This is a genomic window from Novosphingobium sp. FKTRR1, assembly GCF_020404405.1.
In the GTDB taxonomy this organism is placed as follows: Bacteria; Pseudomonadota; Alphaproteobacteria; order Sphingomonadales; family Sphingomonadaceae; genus Novosphingobium.
In genome coordinates this window covers 68578-85148 of the sequence record NZ_JAIZDA010000004.1, presented here as the reverse complement: position 1 = coordinate 85148, position 16571 = coordinate 68578, and the positions used below count along the sequence as shown (strand labels likewise).

The following is a 16571-nucleotide window of genomic DNA, read 5'->3' as shown; positions in this document are numbered from 1 at the left end:
TCACGCAGTCAGATCAGGCGGCGCGGCGGAATGATGCCGTCGCGCCGTGCGCTGATCCGGTTGCGCCCAATCTGAAGTGCCCGACAAGGCTGGACATCTGGTCGGCCTCGTTCGCAAGGTTGGCTGCGGCTGCGGTTGCTTGCTCAACCATGGCTGCATTCTGCTGGGTCATGACATCGAGCGCGCGAACGGTTTCTCGGACGAGCCCGATGTTCTGCGCCTGATCCCCGGCCGCCACCGCGATCGAGGTCGCAAGCCCGGCGATCTCACCCACCTTCCCGACAATGCGCTCGAACGTTCCGCCGGTCTGGCCGACGAGAGCGACGCCTCTCTCGACCTGCGTCGAGCTGGCACCGATCAGTTTCTTGATATCAAGCGCCGCTTCGGCCGAACGTTGGGCCAGCGCGCGCACTTCATTGGCAACCACCGCGAACCCGCGCCCTGCATCACCCGCGCGGGCTGCCTCGACTCCGGCATTGAGCGCAAGGAGGTTGGTCTGAAACGCGATCCCGTCGATCACCGCGATGATCTTGCCGATCTCTTGCGCCGACTGGTGGATATCGTTCATCGCCGACACCGCTTCACTCACCACCGCGCCGCCGGCTTGCGCGTCCCCATGCGCCTGCTGCACCGAATCTCGCAGATTGGAGGCATCCCCAGCCGTCGCGCTGACGCTGGAGGCGAGCCCGGTCATCGCCGCCGATGTTTCCTCCAAGCTTGCGGCCTGTTGCTCTGTCCGTCGCGCCAGATCGTCCGATGCCTGCCGGATTTCCTGCGCGCCCAGCTTCACGTTGCCCGAAGTCTCGGAAACCTTCGACAGCGCCGCGCCGACATTCGCGCGCATCGCCTCGAAGTCATCGGCCAGCGCGGCGAAAGCGGCGGGCAGCGGCGGCATCGGCCGGTCCATCTCGCCCGCGCTCAGCGCCCGCATCGCCCCGCCGACGGTATCCATGACAACGGCCCGAGCCTGCTCTTCGGCTTCGAAATAGGTCGAGATCGACAATTCCAGATCGAGCATGGCCATCTTCAACATGGTGCCGATCGTCTGGCCGAAACGCTTGCCGAACGGCCCGAACGCGCGCGAGGCCATCGCCACAACGATTTCGTCGAGCACGCTGGCATAGGCACCGATGTACCATCCGGGCGCCAAACCGATCTTGGCATGGATCTGCCCGACCTTGCGCGCGCCGGCAAAATAGCGCTCACCCGGGGCACCGCTGAACATGGCCGCCCAGTGCTCGACCTGCTTCGCCTTGCCGTGTTCGATTGCACTGCGCGAGGTAAAGAAGCCCGCAGTCTGCGGGGTTTGGGCAATCTTGTCGTAAAGCCGATCGAGCGCCGGCGGCGCAAGCCGCGACATTGCTGACGCAACGCGCGGAAAACGGTCGGTATCGGCCTGGGTCAGGTTGAAAAACGCCAGCTTGGACGCTGGATCCTGATTGTCCATATTCGCGTGCCTTCAAGGATTGATGGCACGGATCTAAATCGGTCAGCACAATTCCGATGAAACGAGGGCTAAGGGAAATCCCGCTCTGCGGGCCCCCTTAGACCCGCATCGGCATCAGCACGTAGAGCGCTGGCGACTTTTCATCCTTGCGGATCAAGGTCGGTGCCCCCGCATCGGCAAGGTGCAATTCGACCGTGTCGCCGTCGATCTGGCTGAGGATATCCTTGAGGTAATTGGCGTTGAAGCCGATCTCGAAGCCCTGCGCGCGATAGTCCGCAGGCAGTTCTTCGGCAGCGGTACCGTTGTCCGGGCTGGTCACCGACAGGGTTACCCGATCGTTCTCGAGCGCCAGCTTAACCGCGCGGGTCTTTTCGGTGACGATCGTCGCGACGCGGTCGACGCCTTCGAAGAACGAGCGCGGATCGAGCTTGAGCAGCTTGTCGTTGCCGGTGGGAATGACCCGGCTGTAATCGGGGAAGGTGCCGTCGATCAGCTTGCTGGTCAGCACGACGCCAAATTCACCGCCCAGGGTGAAACGCACCTTGCTGGCCGACAGGTCGACCAGCACGCTGGTGTCGAGCACGTCTTCCAGCAGCTTGCGCAGTTCGGCGACGCATTTGCGCGGCACGATCACATCGGGCATGCCCTCAGCCCCGTCAGGACGAGCGATGGTGTACCGCGCCAGCCGGTGACCATCGGTTGCGGCCGCCTTCAGCACGTCTTCGGCAACGTGGAAGAAGATACCGTTGAGGTAGTAACGCGTTTCCTCGGTCGAGATCGCGAACCGGGTGCGGTCGATCAGTTCGGCCAGCGTACGTGCCGGGATCTCGAAGCTGGTCGGCAAATCGCCTTCGACGATGACAGGGAAGTCATCGCGCGGCAGGGTCGGCAACTGGAAACGGCTGCGCGTAGCCTTGACCACCAACCGGTTATCGACCGTTTCAAGACTGACTTGCGCGCCATCGGGCAGCTTGCGCGCGATGTCGAACAACAAGTGCGCCGAAACGGTGATGGCGCCGGGCGCATCGACCGAAGCCGCCGGCATCGATTCGACGATCTGAAGATCAAGGTCAGTGGCCACCAGCCGCACCGAGCCATTGGCCGAGGCGTCGATCAGCACATTCGAGAGGATCGGGATCGTGTTGCGCCGTTCGACCACCGATTGGACGTGGGACAAGCAGCGCAGCAGCGTCGCGCGTTCAATGGTCGCCTTCATTCTCGTCTCGATCCCTCCAGTCGTGGCAGAGTCTGGCTCCGCCCGGGCTGTGTCAGAGGCGCCCTTGCGCGGAATCACGCTCAGGACTTATGGTTTGAGACCACCTTCCATACCCGGTGCGGCACCCGCATCAAGCGCTTGCTGCCCCTTGGCAAGCGAAGCTGTGCATAAATGCACCCAATGCCGCACCAAAACCCGCCCGCCGGGACGAATTGGGCGCTTCAGTCGCCGCTTTCAGTCAAGCGTGCGCAGGCCGTCGAACATGTTGGCGGTCGCCACGATCCATGCGGTCACCAGCCCCCAGCCTTCGGGCGTGACCTTGGCCGGATCGGTGCCTTCCTCGCGCAGCGCCTGCGCCACGCGGTTGAGATCGCCTTGCGTGACCTTTTCGGCGGGGTTGTTGGCGTTGCCCGGTCCGATATCAAGCGCCTTGTCGATCAGCGCCGCCGACAGGCCATGCGCTGCCAACCTGCCATCCAGCACGTCGCGTGCCAGCCGCCCCAGCGCATAGCTGAAATAGGAATCGGTCTGCTTTTCGTTGAGGAACTGGTCGGTGGCGCATGCTTCGGTAATGCGCCGAAGTTCGTCCAAAGCGGGCCTGCCGCGATCGTTGTCACGGCTGACCACCACATCGGCCAACCGGGCATCGAGCCCTGCAGGCGCCGCCTTGATGGCGCAGGCAAGCGCCTCGGGCGGGCGGGCATGTGCCGACGCGCCAATCCCTGCCAGGAACAGGGCGAGGCCAGCAACTGCCGCCCGCGACTTCATCAAAGCATCGCCATCCCGCCGTTCACATGCAGCGTCTGGCCGGTCATGTATCCGGCTTCCTTGCTCGCCAGATAGGCAACCGCCGCGCCGATATCGCTGCCCTCACCCATGCGGCCCATCGGGATGCGGGCATTCAGCGCCGCCTTCTGCGCATCGGGCAGAACTTCGGTCATCGCGGTGCGGATGAAGCCGGGCGCGACGCAGTTGACCGTGATATTGCGGCTGGCGAGTTCCTGACCCAGCGACTTGCTCATGCCGACAAGCCCGGCCTTGGCCGCGGCATAGTTCACCTGCCCCGGATTTCCGGTGGTGCCGACCACGCTGGTGATCGTGATGATCCGGCCAAAGCGCGCCTTCATCATCGGCTTGGTCGCCGCGCGCATCAGGCGGAACGCGGCTTCGAGGTTGATGCGGATGACCGCGTCCCACTCATCGTCCTTCATCCGCATGGCCAGATTGTCGCGGGTGATCCCGGCGTTGTTGACCAGAATGTCGATCTTGCCGAGCGTGTCGAGCGCAGCGGGTACCAGATGCTCCACCTGTTCGGTATTCGACAGGTCGCAGGTTATCTCGACATGATCATGACCGTAGGTGTCGTTCAGTTCCTCGCGGAACGCGCGCAGCTTGGCCGGGTTGGTTCCCGACAGCGCCAGTCGCGCGCCTTGCCGAGCCAGCGCATGGCTTATCGCCGAGCCGATGCCACCTGCCGCGCCAGTGACAAGCGCGGTCATGCCCGAAAGGTCGAAAAGGCGGTTTTCCATGGCTCACAGATCCTTGGCGAGAGCTTCGATGTCGGCCATGCCGATGACGCTGGTGATCGAGACGTCGGCCACGGTGCGGCCGATCATCGGCCCAAGCACCTTGCCGCCCAGTTCGATGAAGCGGTCGGTTCCGGCATCGCGCAAGGCGATCACGCTTTCGCGCCAGCGCACCCGCCCGGTAACCTGTTCGACCAGCAAGCGGCGCACTTCGGCGGGGTCGGTAACCACGGCGGCGGTGACGTTGGCCAGCAGCGCCACGCGCAAGGCTTGCGGCGGGGTCGCGTCGAACGCTTCGGCCATCGCATCGGCGGCGGGCTGCATCAGCGGGCAGTGGAACGGCGCCGAGACCGGCAGCAGCACACCGCGCTTGATACCATGTTCCTTGACCAGCGCGATCGCGCGCTCGATCGCAGCCTTGTGGCCCGAGAGCACCACTTGCGTGGGATCATTGTCGTTGGCGACGGTGCAGACCTCGCCCTCGGCGGCGGCGGCGGCAAGTGCGGTGGCCTTTTCGATGTCGGCGCCAAGCAGCGCGCACATCGCGCCCTCACCCACCGGCACAGCGGCCTGCATCGAACGCCCGCGCAGCTTGAGCAGCCGCGCAGTGTCCGCCAGACTGAAGGCTCCGGCAGCGCACAGTGCGGTGTATTCGCCCAGACTGTGCCCGGCGACGAAATCGGCCTTGTCGGCCAGCACCAGCCCGCCTTCCTGCTCAAGCACGCGCAAAACGGCGATAGCGTTGGCCATGATCGCGGGTTGGGCGTTCTCGGTCAGGGTCAGGTCGGCTTCGGGGCCGTCCTTCATGATCTGGAACAGCTTTTGCCCAAGCGCGTCGTCCACTTCCTCGAACACCTGACGCGCCACGGCGCTGGCCTGTGCCAGTTCAACGCCCATGCCGACCTTCTGACTGCCCTGCCCCGGAAAAACGAATGCTGTCATGCTAACCCTCGTACGTCTTTGAGCGCGCCCTATTGGCCTGCCGCGCGCTGGGCAAGTGCGAACGGCACGATCTTGTTGGCCGCATCGTGGCCGATATCGGCGATGCCAAGGAACGGGATACCCGCGCGCGCGCACCAGAACTGCGCCATTTCAAGCGGTTCGGCACCGAACGGACGGTCGTTTTCGGGAACATCGCCGATTCTGCCCAGCCGCAGGCCCGCAAGACCCGCATCGCGCAGCGCCGTTGTTACGTGGAACAGCAGCCGGTCGACCGCATAAAGGTACTCGGACACTTCCTCGATCAACAGGACGCAGCCGCGCAGATCGGGCATCAATGGCGTTCCCACCAGCATCGCCAGCGTCATCAGGTTGAAGGCGACGACGGGTCCGCCATCAAGAGCCGCCTCCTCGCCGCTGCGATCCCCGCTCAGCCAAGCCAGCGAACGCCGCACGGCAGCCTCGCCCCCGGCGCGGCGGATATCGGCGGGCATCGGCGCATGGACCGGCTGCCCAATGCCCGCAGCAGCCAGCGCCGCCAGCATCGTCCCGGCATCAGAGTAGCCGAGATAGGCCTTGCCGTGCGCCGCTTCGTCAAGCCCCGCCACCGCCTGCCCGGCAATCCGCACCGCGCCATAGCCGCCGCGCACGAACCACACCGCCTCGCTTGCCGGATCGTTGGCACAGTCGAGAAACGCGGCAAGGCGCGCCTCGTCCGACCCGGCAAAGTGGCCCTGCACGGCAAAGCACTGATCGTGGAACTGCAGGTCGATCGCCGGGAACTCGGCTTGCGCAAGGGCACGCACGCGCGCGGCGTCGTCGCGGGTGAACGGGGTCGACGGGGCGCAAATCGCAACACGCATGCCCTCGGCATAGCGCCTTGCCCGCAGCGCGCAAGGTGGCCCCGGAATCGCGGCAAGGCCTGCCGACCCAACTGGACTGGTCGGGCAGAATGTGTAGTGCGCTGTGATCATGACGACGCAAGCGGACAACCTGCTCACCCATCCCTGGTTCTTCTGCGGCATCGGCGGATCGGGCATGTTGCCGCTCGCGCTGATCCTGCGCGGACAAGGGGCACGGGTCGCCGGGTCCGACCGCAGCCGCGATCAGGGCCGCACGCCGGAAAAGTTCGCGTGGCTTGAGGCACAGGGTTTCGACCTGTTCGCTCAGGACGGCAGCGGCGTGACCTCGGCGGATCAGGTACTGATCGCATCAGCGGCAATCGAGGATACCGTTCCCGAAGTCGTCCGCGCCAAGGCGCTGGGCTGCGCGCGGATGAGCCGGGCGGAACTGCTCTCGCGCCTGTTCAATGCAGCCGCGCTGGGCGTGGCGGTCGGCGGCACCAGTGGCAAATCGACCGTGACCGGCATGATCGGCTGGATCCTGACCCACGCCGGTCGCGATCCCACGATCATGAACGGCGCGGTGATGAAGAATTTCGTCGCGCCCGATGCGCCATTCGCCTCCGCGCGGGTTGGACAAGGCGATGCTTTCGTTGCCGAAGTCGATGAAAGCGACGGCTCGATCGCGCTCTACACTCCAGCGGTCGCGGTGCTCAACAACGTCAGCCTCGATCACAAGAGCATGGCCGAACTGCGCGAATTGTTTGGCGATTTCCTCGCCCGTGCTCCGCGCTCCGTGCTCAACGCCGACGATGCCGAGAGCCTTGCCCTGCTGCCCCGCGCCGCTGTGGCAACAACGTTCGGGTTGAGCGAAGCGGCGCAGGTTTCGGTCGTCACCGGCTCGATCGTTGAAAGTCCGACCGCTCTGACAGCCACCGTGCTCGACCGCCGGACCGGCGCGCAGCATCCGCTGTCGCTGCAAGTGCCGGGGCGCCACAACTTGTCCAACGCGCTGGCCGCCTTGGCCGCAGCGGAGGCTGCTGGAGTTTCGCTGGCCGAAGGCGTTGCCGCGCTGGGCGGGTTTGTCGGCCTTGCCCGGCGTTTCGACATCGTCGGCACCAGCCCATCGGGCGTGACGGTGATCGACGATTTCGGCCACAATCCCGAAAAGGTCGCCGCCACGCTGGCCACGCTCAAGGCACATCCCGGGCGGGTCATCGCCTTCTTCCAGCCGCACGGCTATGGCCCACTGCGGCAGATGGGGGCGGAACTGGCCGAGGTTCTGGCCACCCGACTGGACCGGGACGACCTGACGATCCTGTGCGATCCGGTCTACTTCGGCGGTACGGTCGATCGCTCTGTCGGGTCGGAACGCATCGTGGCGCTGATCGAACAGCACGGCGGGAAGGCCGAGCACATTGCGGAACGAAAGGCCTGCGGTGACCGCATCCTTGCGCTCGCTCGCCCCGGCGACCGCGTCGTCATCATGGGCGCGCGCGATGACACGCTGTCAGCCTTTGCCAACGACTTGCTGGCCGCTTTGCCCTGAAAGTGTGCCCGGCGCGCGAGGTCTGTCCCCGCACGCCGAACCCCGGTTTCAGGCCGCAAAGACCTTTTCCAGCAGCACCAGGTGCGGGTCATCCTCGACACCGCGCGCGGCAAAGCCCTGTTCGCGCTCCAGATCGATGGCCGCGTGGTTGTCGCGATCCTCGATCGAGATCACGCGCCGCAGGCCGCGCCGTTCACCTTCGCCGGCCAGCATGTCGAGCAGGGTCCAGGCCACGCCCTTGCCGCGATAATCACCGCGAATGGAAATGGCGACCTCGCCGGTGTCCATCTTGGCGTCGCAGGCGAGCATCGCCGAGGCCACCAGCTCGCCGGTTGCCGCATCGAACGCGATGAAGCTCTCTGTCCGCCAGTGATCGACATGGGTCAGGGGCGCAAGCTGATCGCGCCCCAGATGGTTGATTGCGGTCAGGAAGCGGAACCGCCGATCCTCGGCCGTCACCTGATCGAAGAACGCGGCAAGCGCATCTGCGTCTTCGGCGTAGGCGGCGCGCACCGTCAGGTTGGTGCCGTCGCGGGTGGTCAACTGGGTCATCGGGGCAAGCTCCGCAAGAGTGAGGGTGGTCATCGGGGATCTCCGTTCAAGCGTGTGGCGCGGGATCATCGCGGCCCCCTCCTACGTAACGCGCCGCCTCGAACCTTGATCCAGCGCAACCCCGACCTTGCAAAACATACGCTTGCGCTTGCGTTTTGCGCTGTTCCGGCATAAGGGCCCGCTCGTTCGCAGTCGGTTCCCCCGCAAGGGATGGATCGGTCGCGCGCACCCGGCCGGGCATACGGCCTTCCGGGTAGTTCGGCCCTTTTGGCCCGTTTGCCTGCATGGTGCAGCAAACGGAGAAAAGACCGGCGGAAACAACCGCCTGGCCGGAAACAGCAAAGACAGGAATTCTCCTAATGCCGTCAAATCCGACGCGCGACGATTTTGCCGCGCTGCTCGACGAATCGCTTGGTGGAGCCTCCAATGGTGGCTTTGAAGGCCGCGTCGTCAAGGGCACCATCACCGCCATCGAAAACGACAAGGCCGTCATCGACGTGGGCCTCAAGAGCGAAGGCCGCGTGCCGCTGCGCGAGTTCGCCTCGCCCGGCCAGCCGCATGGCCTCTCGGTCGGCGACGAAGTCGAAGTCTTTGTCGACCGCGTCGAAAACGCCGATGGCGAAGCCATGCTCAGCCGCGACCGCGCCCGCCGCGAAGCCGCTTGGGACAAGCTTGAAAACGAATTCGGCGAAGGCAAGCGCGTTGAAGGCGTGATCTTCGGCCGCGTGAAGGGTGGCTTCACCGTCGATCTCGACGGCGCCGTGGCCTTCCTGCCCGGCAGCCAGGTCGATATCCGCCCGGTGCGCGATGTCACCCCGCTGATGGACGTGCCGCAGCCCTTCCAGATCCTCAAGATGGACCGCCGTCGTGGCAACATCGTCGTCTCGCGCCGTGCGGTGCTGGAAGAAACCCGCGCTGAACAGCGCTCGGGCCTGATCCAGAACCTCAAGGAAGGCCAGATCATCGACGGCGTGGTCAAGAACATCACCGACTACGGTGCGTTCGTCGACCTCGGCGGCATCGACGGCCTGCTCCATGTCACCGACATGAGCTACAAGCGCGTCAACCACCCGAGCGAAGTCATCGCCATCGGTGACACGGTCAAGGTGCAGATCATCCGCATCAACCAGGACACGCAGCGTATCTCGCTGGGCATGAAGCAGCTAGAAAGCGATCCGTGGGATGGCGTGGCCGCCAAGTACCCGGTCGGCGCCAAGCTGCGCGGCACCGTGACCAACATCACCGAATACGGCGCGTTCGTCGAACTGGAAGCTGGCATCGAAGGCCTCGTCCACGTTTCGGAAATGAGCTGGACCAAGAAGAACGTCCACCCCGGCAAGATCGTTTCGACCAGCCAGGAAGTCGACGTGCTGGTGCTCGAAGTCGACAGCGACAAGCGCCGCATCTCGCTGGGCCTCAAGCAGGCGCAGCAGAACCCGTGGGAAGCTTTCGCCGAAAAGCACCCGGTCGGCACCATCGTCGAGGGCGAAGTCAAGAACGCGACCGAATTCGGTCTGTTCATCGGCCTGGACGGCGAAGTCGACGGCATGGTCCACATGTCCGACATCGCGTGGGGCATTTCGGGCGAAGACGCGCTGGCTCTGCACCGCAAGGGCGAGCAGGTTTCGGCCGTGGTTCTCGATGTCGATATCGACAAGGAACGCATCAGCCTGGGCATGAAGCAGCTTGAAAAGGGCGCTCCGGCGGCCGGCGGCGTTGCTGCATCGGGTGGCACCAGCCTGCGTCGTGGTGAAGTCACCACCGTCACCGTCCTCGAAGTCCGCGATGGCGGCCTCGAAGTGCAGGCCGGTGAAGACGGCGCAACCGGCTTCATCAAGCGTTCGGATCTGGGTCGCGACCGCGACGAACAGCGCCCCGACCGCTTCCAGGTCGGTCAGAAGATCGACGCTCTGGTCATCGGTTTCGACCGTTCGAAGAAGCCCAACTTCTCGATCAAGGCCCGTCAGTTGGCCGAAGAGAAGGAAGCCGTGGAGCAGTACGGTTCTTCGGATGCCGGCGCTTCGCTGGGCGACATCCTCGGTGCTGCCCTCAAGGCACGCTCGTAAGGGTCACGCGGCCTCGTCAAGGGGCCGCACCCAAAGCAACACAAGCCCGTCCGGAGCGATCCGGGCGGGCTTTTGCTTTGGCCGCGTGTTCAGCTAGAACGCTACGCGCGGAGGACAGGATGCGCGCACAATGCCAATGCGGCCAGCTTTCGGCCGAAGTTCAGGTCGCCACGGACCAGATCGTCGCCTGTCATTGCCAGGCATGCCAGCGGCGCACAGGCGCTCCCTTTGGCCTGATCGCCTACTACGCCACCGCCGATGTCACGATTGCCGGGCAATCGGTGGCATACACCCGCACTGCCGATAGCGGACGGACCTTCACCGGGCATTTCTGCGCAACATGTGGCACCACGTTGTGGTTCGACGCCGATCTCAAGCCCGACGTGATCGGCATCGCGGTCGGCGCCTTTGCCGATCCGACCCACCCTGCGCCTGCCCGGTCGGTCTGGGAGGATACCATGCACGAATGGGTTGCCATTCCCGGCCCGATCCCGCACTTCCCCAAAGGCCGTTCCTGAGGATCATCATGACGCTCGAAATCCACCAGTTTCCCTGCCTGTCCGACAACTACGGCTATCTGGTCCACGATCCAGCCAGCGGCGAGACGGTGGCGATCGACACGCCCGATGCGCAGGCCTACCTTGCGGCGGCGGCGGCCAAGGGCTGGCGGATCACGCAGATCTGGAACACCCACTGGCACCCCGATCACGCTGGCGGGAACGAGGCGATCAAGGAGCAATCCGGCTGCCTGATCACCGCGCCCGAACGCGATGCCGCGCGCATTTCCGGGATCGATCGCACGGTCGAACAGGGCGATACCGTCTCTATCGGCGATTTTGACGGACAAGTGATCGACGTTGGCGGCCACACGCTGGGCCATGTCGCCTATTACCTTCCCGCAGCCGAAATCGCCTTTGTCGGCGATGCGCTGTTTCCGCTGGGTTGCGGGCGCATGTTCGAAGGCACGCCCGAGCAGTTCTGGCAAAGCCTGTTGCGGCTGAAGGCCCTGCCCCCTGCCACGGCTTTGTACAGCGCGCACGAATACACCGCCTCGAACGCACGCTTTGCGCTCCATGCCGACCCCCAGAACGCCGCACTGGCCGCTTATGCCTCTCAGGTCTCCTCAAAGCGCGCACAGGGCCTTGCTACGGTGCCAACGACCTTGGCTGCCGAACTTGCCGCAAACCCCTTCCTGCGGGCCGATGACGCCGTTTTACAGGCAGCATGGGGTGGCGGCGATGCAATTGCCACGTTTGCTGCCTTGCGCGCGGCAAAGGACACGTTCTAGGGATACCGACCGGGCATGGTTTCGCGCCCGGTAAGGCTATCGCGCCAAGGGGTGCGACCGGGGAGGCTTAAGCAGGGCAATGGCGGACAAGCGAATTTCCCGGGTAACGTCATTCGATGTCGCCGAGGCCGCCGGCGTAAGCCAGTCGACCGTCAGCCGCGCACTGGCCGGGGACACCTCGATCAGCGAGCCCACGCGCAAACGTGTGGTCGAAGCGGCCAAGCGGCTCAACTATCAGGTCGATGAAAACGCCGCCCGGCTGCGGCGTGGCCGTACCGGCACGATCGCGCTGGTGATGATCTGCCGCGCTGGCCAAGACCGCAAGGATCTCAACCCCTTCTATTTCGCGCTGCTGGGCAGCACCTGTGCCGCCGCATCGGCGCGTGGATATGAGGCGCTCGTCTCGTTCCAGGACAGCACCACCAACTTCTGGGGCCACTATCAGGAACGGCGCAAGGCCGATGGCATGATCGTGATCGGCACAAGCGAGAATACCGACGCGTGGGAGTACTTCGGCGGTTTGCCCGAAGGCACCAACTGGGTCTGCTGGGGCGCCCCGAACGACAACTTCCCATGGGTGCGCAGCGACAACCACGCTGGCGCTGCGCTGGCGACGCGCCATATGCTCGTCCGAGGCTATCGCGAGGTCGTTTGCCTCGGCTCGGAAACCTCGCCCCAGCGCCAATTCAAGGAGCGGTTCGACGGCTATGCATCCGCGATGCACGACGCCGGGCTGGAACCCTACCTGCAGCGGATCGAGCGCGGCCTCCCGCGTGAGGAACAGGGCCGCCTTGCCGCGATTGCCCTGATCGAAAGCGGACGGCCGTTCGACGCCGTGTTCGGGGTCAGCGACGAGATTGCACTCGGCGCGCTCAAGGAGCTGACCGCGCGCGGCTATCGCGTGCCCGACGATGTCGGTGTCGTCGGGTTTGACGGCGTGCGCGCCGGAGCATGGTCCACGCCGCCGCTCACCACGGTTGAATCGGACTTTGAAGTGGCCGGATCGCTGCTGGTCGATCGCCTGATCGCCCAGATCGGTGGCGAAGCGCCCTCGCCCCGGCGGGCTCCTGTCCGCCTTGTGGTGCGCGGATCGACCCGTCCCTGAAAGGAATCCTGCCAATGGCTGATACTTCCCCGACAGTGCGTCTGGCGGTTGCGGCGGACGCCGAGGAAATCTGGCGCCTCCTTGAACCGATGATCCGGGCGGGCGAGACCTTTGCACTCGACCGCGACATGTCCCGCGATGCGGCGCTGGCCTATTGGCTGGGCACCGACGAGACGACATTCGTGGCGCAGGACGCCGACGGCACGATCATCGGCACTTATTTCCTCAAGGCAAATCAGGCCGGTGGCGGCAGGCATGTCAGCAACTGCGGCTACGTGGTGGCCCCGCATACAACCGGGCGCGGCGTCGCACGAACCATGGCGGAGCATTCGTTCGTCATCGCGCGCAGCCAAGGCTTCACCGCCATGCAGTATAATTTCGTGATCGCCAGCAATGTTCGTGCGGTGCGGCTGTGGGAGGATCTGGGCTTTGCCATCGTCGGCCGCTTGCCCGGCGCCTTCATCCACCCGACGGATGGCGCCGTCGATGCACTGGTGATGCACCGCTTCCTGTAGGCAGTAGCCTCTGCCACAAAAAAGCCCCGCCGTTGCCAGCGGGGCTTTTTTGTAAGGCGATCAACGATCTGCAGCGATCAGTGGGCCAAGCCCGCAATCGTGCTGTCGACGAGCGCGCGATCCGCGTCTGCCCCAAGGTTGCTGGCAATCAACTGCGACGCTGCAGCGGTGGCAATCGCACCGGCCTTGGCGCGCAGTTCATCGATCGTGGCGCGCTCGGTCGCCGCGATCTTGTCCTGCGCCATCCGCTCGCGGCGGACGATCACGTCCTGTGCATCGGCAGAAGCCTTGGCGACGATCGCATCCGCCTCGGTACGAGCGTGCGCGAGCATGGCAGCCGCGTCCTTCTCGGCGTTGGCAATGCGCGCTGCGTACTCGGCACGAAGCTTTTCAGCCTCGGCACGCAGTGTCTTGGCTTCATCAAGGTGCTTGCGGATCGCGACAATCTGCTTGTCGAGACCGCCTGCAAGCGCCGCCGGAACCTTTTTCCAGACCAGTACCAGCAGGAACACGAGCATCGAAGCGGCAACCCACATGCCGGGGGTCAGCCCCAGCGCTGCGGGTTCGATTTCATGCTCTGCACCGTGAGGCTGTTCGACCACAGCCGTGGTCTGCGTGGTGTCAGCCATGGGCAAGAACTCCCTTCACCGCTTCACCAGCCTGATCGGGACTGACCGAAAGGCCGGCCACGCGGGCTGCGATATCCTGCACGGCGTCGACCGCAACCGCTTCGATTTCGGTCAGAGCCGCAGCGCGGGCATTGCCGATACGGGCATCGGCCGCTGCCAGGGTCTGTTCGATCCGATCCGAAGCTTCGGCCAGACGTGCAGCGGTATGCGCCGCTGCTTCGACCTTGGCCTTGGCGATAGCGTCCTGCGCGGCAGCGCGCTGGCGATTGGCATTGGCCCGCCACGCTTCTTCCTCGGCATCAGCGGCAGAACGAGCAGCCTCAGCGGCGGCAAGGTCGGCGGCAATCTGCCGGTCGCGCAGGTCGATGGTGCCGGTCACCTTCGGCAGCAGGCCGCGGCCCACGACGAAGAAAACGACACCGAAGCACACCAGCAACCAGAAGATCTGGCTGGCATACGTGGTGGCAAGCTGGGCTATCTGGGGCATCGCGTTGTTCCGCGCATCAACCGGCCGGGGCGAACCCCGGCCGTTCCATCAACTGTTCGCGAAATCGTTCAGGCAACGAAGATCAGGATCATCGCCACGACGAACGACAGCAGGCCGAGAAGTTCAGCAGCCGCGAAGCCGATGAACAGACGACCCTGCTGGCCGTCAGCCGCACCCGGATTGCGCAGCGCGCCTTCCAGGAACTTGGCGAAGACGTTGCCAACGCCCAGCGAGGCAAGACCGGCACCGATAGCGGCCAGACCAGCGCCGAGAAGCTTTGCGCTCTGTGCGTCCATGGTAAAAAACTCCCTCTTTCAGGTCCCTAGTGGAACAGTTGCAAGTGTTTAGTGAAGGTTTTCCGCGTCGTTCAGATAGACGCAGGTCAACAAGGCGAAAACGTAGGCCTGAATGCCGGCAACCAGCAATTCCAGCGCGCAGATGCCGATCATCAGCAGGAAGCTGGGAACGGCGGCAATCGCGAAAGTCAGTGCACCAGCGTTGGTGCCCGAGATGACGAAGCCCGACAACACTTCGAGCAGCACGTGCCCGGCCATCATGGCGACGAACAGACGCAGACCAAGGCTGAACGGGCGCACCAGGAACGAGATCAGCTCGATCGGAAAAATGATCGGGATCATCAGCACCGGGGTGCCGTGCGGCACGAACAGCGAGAAGAAGTGCAGTCCGTGCTTCCAGAAGCCGACGACCAGCACGATCGCAAAGCTCATCACCGCCAGCACGCCGGTCACGGTGAAGTGACTGGTGGCGGTGAACGGGTGAACCCCGACCAGTGCCAGCGGCAGCAGCCCCAGCAAATTGGAAAACAGGATGAAGGTGAACAGCGAGAAGATGTAAGGCAGGTACTTACGACCCGCATCGCCGATGTTCGACTGCAGCAGGTTGTCGACAAAGCCAGCAAGGCTTTCGACCGCGACCTGCCAGCGGCCCGGAACGAGCGATTGCTTTGCACCACCGCCGATGAAAACCACCAGCACGATGGTGGTGATCGCCATCCACAGCGCCGAATTGGTGAAAGCGATGTTGTACCCTGCCAGCGACCAATGATCGGTCCCGAACAGCGGCTCGATCGTGAACTGATGTACCGGATCGACCTTGCCTGCGGCCACGCGCTTGTCCCCGTGCTTTCAACCCCGGACCCATTACCTTGACGGCAAGCAGCCCGACCCAATCACGACGTCCCTATTCGGGTCGCCTGCTCGAAATCCTGATGATGTTGCGAAAGGCGACGAATACGCCCGCGAACAACATCACCAACAAACCCAACGGCCTGGTTCCCGCCAACTGGTCTATCACCCAGCCGATGAAGGCCCCGCCCACCATACCACCCAGCAATTCGGCCAGAACCCGATTGCCCAGGCGGTAGTCCGCATCCGAGCTATCCGGCTCCTTGGCCTTGATGCGCTTGTCTTCGCGCTCTCGCACGGCTTTTAGCCGTTCGTCGAGCGTCTGGATGCGCGCATCCTCACCGAGGGGTGCCAAGTCGGACGGTTCGTCAACCATGCTCTTCCCCTGTCAGTTACCCGACCCGAAAAGCGTCGCACGACCAGCGGCCGTCCACCGTGGGCGCCGACCCCTTAGGCGGGGGTCACAATCGAGTCAACCGCTAGCAAAGTACCATGGACGCCAAACCAATCCGCCCCCGGCGAGCAGGCCGCAAGGGGCGGAATTGCGTTGGCGATTCGTATGCGCGGAGAAATGCCGCGCCGAACCGCGGTTCAGGGGCAGCGCGCATCGCGCAAGGGCGCTCCGGCACCGCGCGTTTGCCAGGTGCCATCGGGTGCCTGATACTTCTCTCCCGGCCGCGTCTGGGCGATCAGGACGCACCCGGAAGTGAGCGCATATTCCTCAACCGTCGCGTTGTTGGCCTTGGCCTTGTCGGCATAGACGGCCTTGCGCTTGATGTTGACGTCATCGATAACGGCACGCAGCGCTGGTGCAGGCGGCGTGACGAAGCCCAGATATCCGTCGATCTTTTCACCCACCTGCCCCGCCGAGCGCGCGGCGGCATAAGCCGGGTCGCGAGCTTGCGCCAGCGCGGCAGAGGTCATCAGCGGGCCCAGCGCCATGGCACCAAGCGCCAGTGCAGTGGCCACATTGCGGAAACGGCGCGACATCATCAGAAAATCTCCGCGTTCTTGTCGATCGTCTGGGCAGCATCACCGGCCAGACGATAGATCACTTCCTGCTTGATGTTGATGTTCAACTCGATGACGATCGGCTTGTCCGGTGCCTTCACCGAAATGCAGCCCGACAGCATCGCGCCTCCCACCAACGGCAATACCAGACGCGCCGTTGCCCAGATGGCACCTCGCGCCGATCGCCTCGAACCCTTTGCACCAATGCCCATGTCGGAACTGCCCATGGCGGCATTGTTTGCAGGCTTGATGGC

20 protein-coding genes are annotated in these 16571 nt (G+C 64.4%); 6 read left to right on the top strand and 14 right to left on the bottom strand.

Going from position 1 to position 16571, the window contains the following annotated elements; all coding sequences use genetic code 11:
- Window positions 1-13: 13 nt before the first annotated feature.
- From LDN95_RS05880 to LDN95_RS05855, 6 genes are all read right to left on the bottom strand, one after another.
- A complete protein-coding gene (locus LDN95_RS05880) occupies window positions 14-1447 on the bottom strand; it encodes a globin-coupled sensor protein (protein WP_226016717.1) in 1434 nt (477 codons plus the stop codon).
- 97 nt (window positions 1448-1544) lie between these two features.
- Complete coding sequence (gene dnaN / locus LDN95_RS05875) at window positions 1545-2663, bottom strand: DNA polymerase III subunit beta (protein ID WP_226016716.1); 1119 nt, start codon at window positions 2661-2663, stop codon at window positions 1545-1547.
- A 234-nt stretch (window positions 2664-2897) separates the two neighbouring features.
- Window positions 2898-3431, bottom strand: coding sequence for a hypothetical protein (locus LDN95_RS05870; RefSeq protein ID WP_226016715.1), 534 nt, complete (start codon window positions 3429-3431; stop codon window positions 2898-2900).
- Window positions 3431-4192: a 3-oxoacyl-[acyl-carrier-protein] reductase gene (gene fabG / locus LDN95_RS05865; protein ID WP_226016714.1), complete on the bottom strand. Its 762-nt coding sequence runs from the start codon at window positions 4190-4192 to the stop codon at window positions 3431-3433. The genes LDN95_RS05870 and fabG overlap by 1 nt, the downstream gene beginning before the upstream one ends.
- Before the next feature lie 3 nt (window positions 4193-4195).
- Window positions 4196-5131: an ACP S-malonyltransferase gene (gene fabD, locus LDN95_RS05860; protein ID WP_226016713.1), complete on the bottom strand. Its 936-nt coding sequence runs from the start codon at window positions 5129-5131 to the stop codon at window positions 4196-4198.
- Between the two features lie 29 nt (window positions 5132-5160).
- Entirely contained in the window at window positions 5161-5991 is an 831-nt protein-coding gene (locus LDN95_RS05855) for an LD-carboxypeptidase (protein WP_226016712.1), read from the bottom strand.
- Window positions 5992-6100: 109 nt separating this feature from the next.
- Here LDN95_RS05855 and LDN95_RS05850 point away from each other — a divergent pair, with 109 nt between their 5' ends.
- Complete coding sequence (locus tag LDN95_RS05850) at window positions 6101-7519, top strand: Mur ligase family protein (protein WP_226016711.1); 1419 nt, start codon at window positions 6101-6103, stop codon at window positions 7517-7519.
- Between the two features lie 48 nt (window positions 7520-7567).
- On the opposite strand, the gene LDN95_RS05845 is transcribed toward LDN95_RS05850, so the two are convergent.
- A complete protein-coding gene (locus LDN95_RS05845; RefSeq protein WP_226016710.1) occupies window positions 7568-8104 on the bottom strand; it encodes a GNAT family N-acetyltransferase in 537 nt (178 codons plus the stop codon).
- Between the two features lie 326 nt (window positions 8105-8430).
- Here LDN95_RS05845 and rpsA point away from each other — a divergent pair, with 326 nt between their 5' ends.
- The 5 genes from rpsA (at window position 8431) to LDN95_RS05820 (ending at window position 13045) form a co-directional block, all read left to right on the top strand.
- The gene (rpsA, locus tag LDN95_RS05840; RefSeq protein WP_226016709.1) at window positions 8431-10137 is read left to right on the top strand and encodes a 30S ribosomal protein S1; all 1707 of its coding nucleotides are present in this window, start codon (window positions 8431-8433) and stop codon (window positions 10135-10137) included.
- A 119-nt stretch (window positions 10138-10256) separates the two neighbouring features.
- Window positions 10257-10655, top strand: coding sequence for a GFA family protein (locus tag LDN95_RS05835; protein WP_226016708.1), 399 nt, complete (start codon window positions 10257-10259; stop codon window positions 10653-10655).
- An 8-nt stretch (window positions 10656-10663) separates the two neighbouring features.
- Window positions 10664-11425, top strand: a complete 762-nt coding sequence (gene gloB, locus LDN95_RS05830; RefSeq protein ID WP_226016707.1) for a hydroxyacylglutathione hydrolase — start codon at window positions 10664-10666, stop codon at window positions 11423-11425.
- A gap of 79 nt (window positions 11426-11504) precedes the next feature.
- Window positions 11505-12530, top strand: coding sequence for a LacI family DNA-binding transcriptional regulator (locus LDN95_RS05825; RefSeq protein WP_226016706.1), 1026 nt, complete (start codon window positions 11505-11507; stop codon window positions 12528-12530).
- 14 nt (window positions 12531-12544) lie between these two features.
- A complete protein-coding gene (locus LDN95_RS05820; protein WP_226016705.1) occupies window positions 12545-13045 on the top strand; it encodes a GNAT family N-acetyltransferase in 501 nt (166 codons plus the stop codon).
- A gap of 77 nt (window positions 13046-13122) precedes the next feature.
- On the opposite strand, the gene LDN95_RS05815 is transcribed toward LDN95_RS05820, so the two are convergent.
- The 7 genes from LDN95_RS05815 to LDN95_RS05785 form a co-directional block, all read right to left on the bottom strand.
- Window positions 13123-13674: a hypothetical protein gene (locus LDN95_RS05815; RefSeq protein ID WP_226016704.1), complete on the bottom strand. Its 552-nt coding sequence runs from the start codon at window positions 13672-13674 to the stop codon at window positions 13123-13125.
- Complete coding sequence (locus LDN95_RS05810) at window positions 13667-14161, bottom strand: ATPase (protein ID WP_226016703.1); 495 nt, start codon at window positions 14159-14161, stop codon at window positions 13667-13669. Before LDN95_RS05810 ends, LDN95_RS05815 begins: the two co-directional genes overlap by 8 nt.
- Window positions 14162-14229: 68 nt before the next feature.
- The gene (locus tag LDN95_RS05805) at window positions 14230-14457 is read right to left on the bottom strand and encodes a F0F1 ATP synthase subunit C (RefSeq protein WP_022677864.1); all 228 of its coding nucleotides are present in this window, start codon (window positions 14455-14457) and stop codon (window positions 14230-14232) included.
- A 48-nt stretch (window positions 14458-14505) separates the two neighbouring features.
- A complete protein-coding gene (locus tag LDN95_RS05800; RefSeq protein WP_226016702.1) occupies window positions 14506-15288 on the bottom strand; it encodes a F0F1 ATP synthase subunit A in 783 nt (260 codons plus the stop codon).
- Window positions 15289-15361: 73 nt separating this feature from the next.
- On the bottom strand, window positions 15362-15682 hold the full coding sequence (locus LDN95_RS05795; RefSeq protein ID WP_226016701.1) for an AtpZ/AtpI family protein: 321 nt from the start codon (window positions 15680-15682) through the stop codon (window positions 15362-15364).
- Between the two features lie 215 nt (window positions 15683-15897).
- Entirely contained in the window at window positions 15898-16299 is a 402-nt protein-coding gene (locus tag LDN95_RS05790) for a YdbL family protein (RefSeq protein ID WP_370631657.1), read from the bottom strand.
- Window positions 16299-16544, bottom strand: coding sequence for a YnbE family lipoprotein (locus LDN95_RS05785; protein ID WP_226016700.1), 246 nt, complete (start codon window positions 16542-16544; stop codon window positions 16299-16301). Before LDN95_RS05785 ends, LDN95_RS05790 begins: the two co-directional genes overlap by 1 nt.
- Between the last annotated feature and the right edge of the window lie 27 nt (window positions 16545-16571).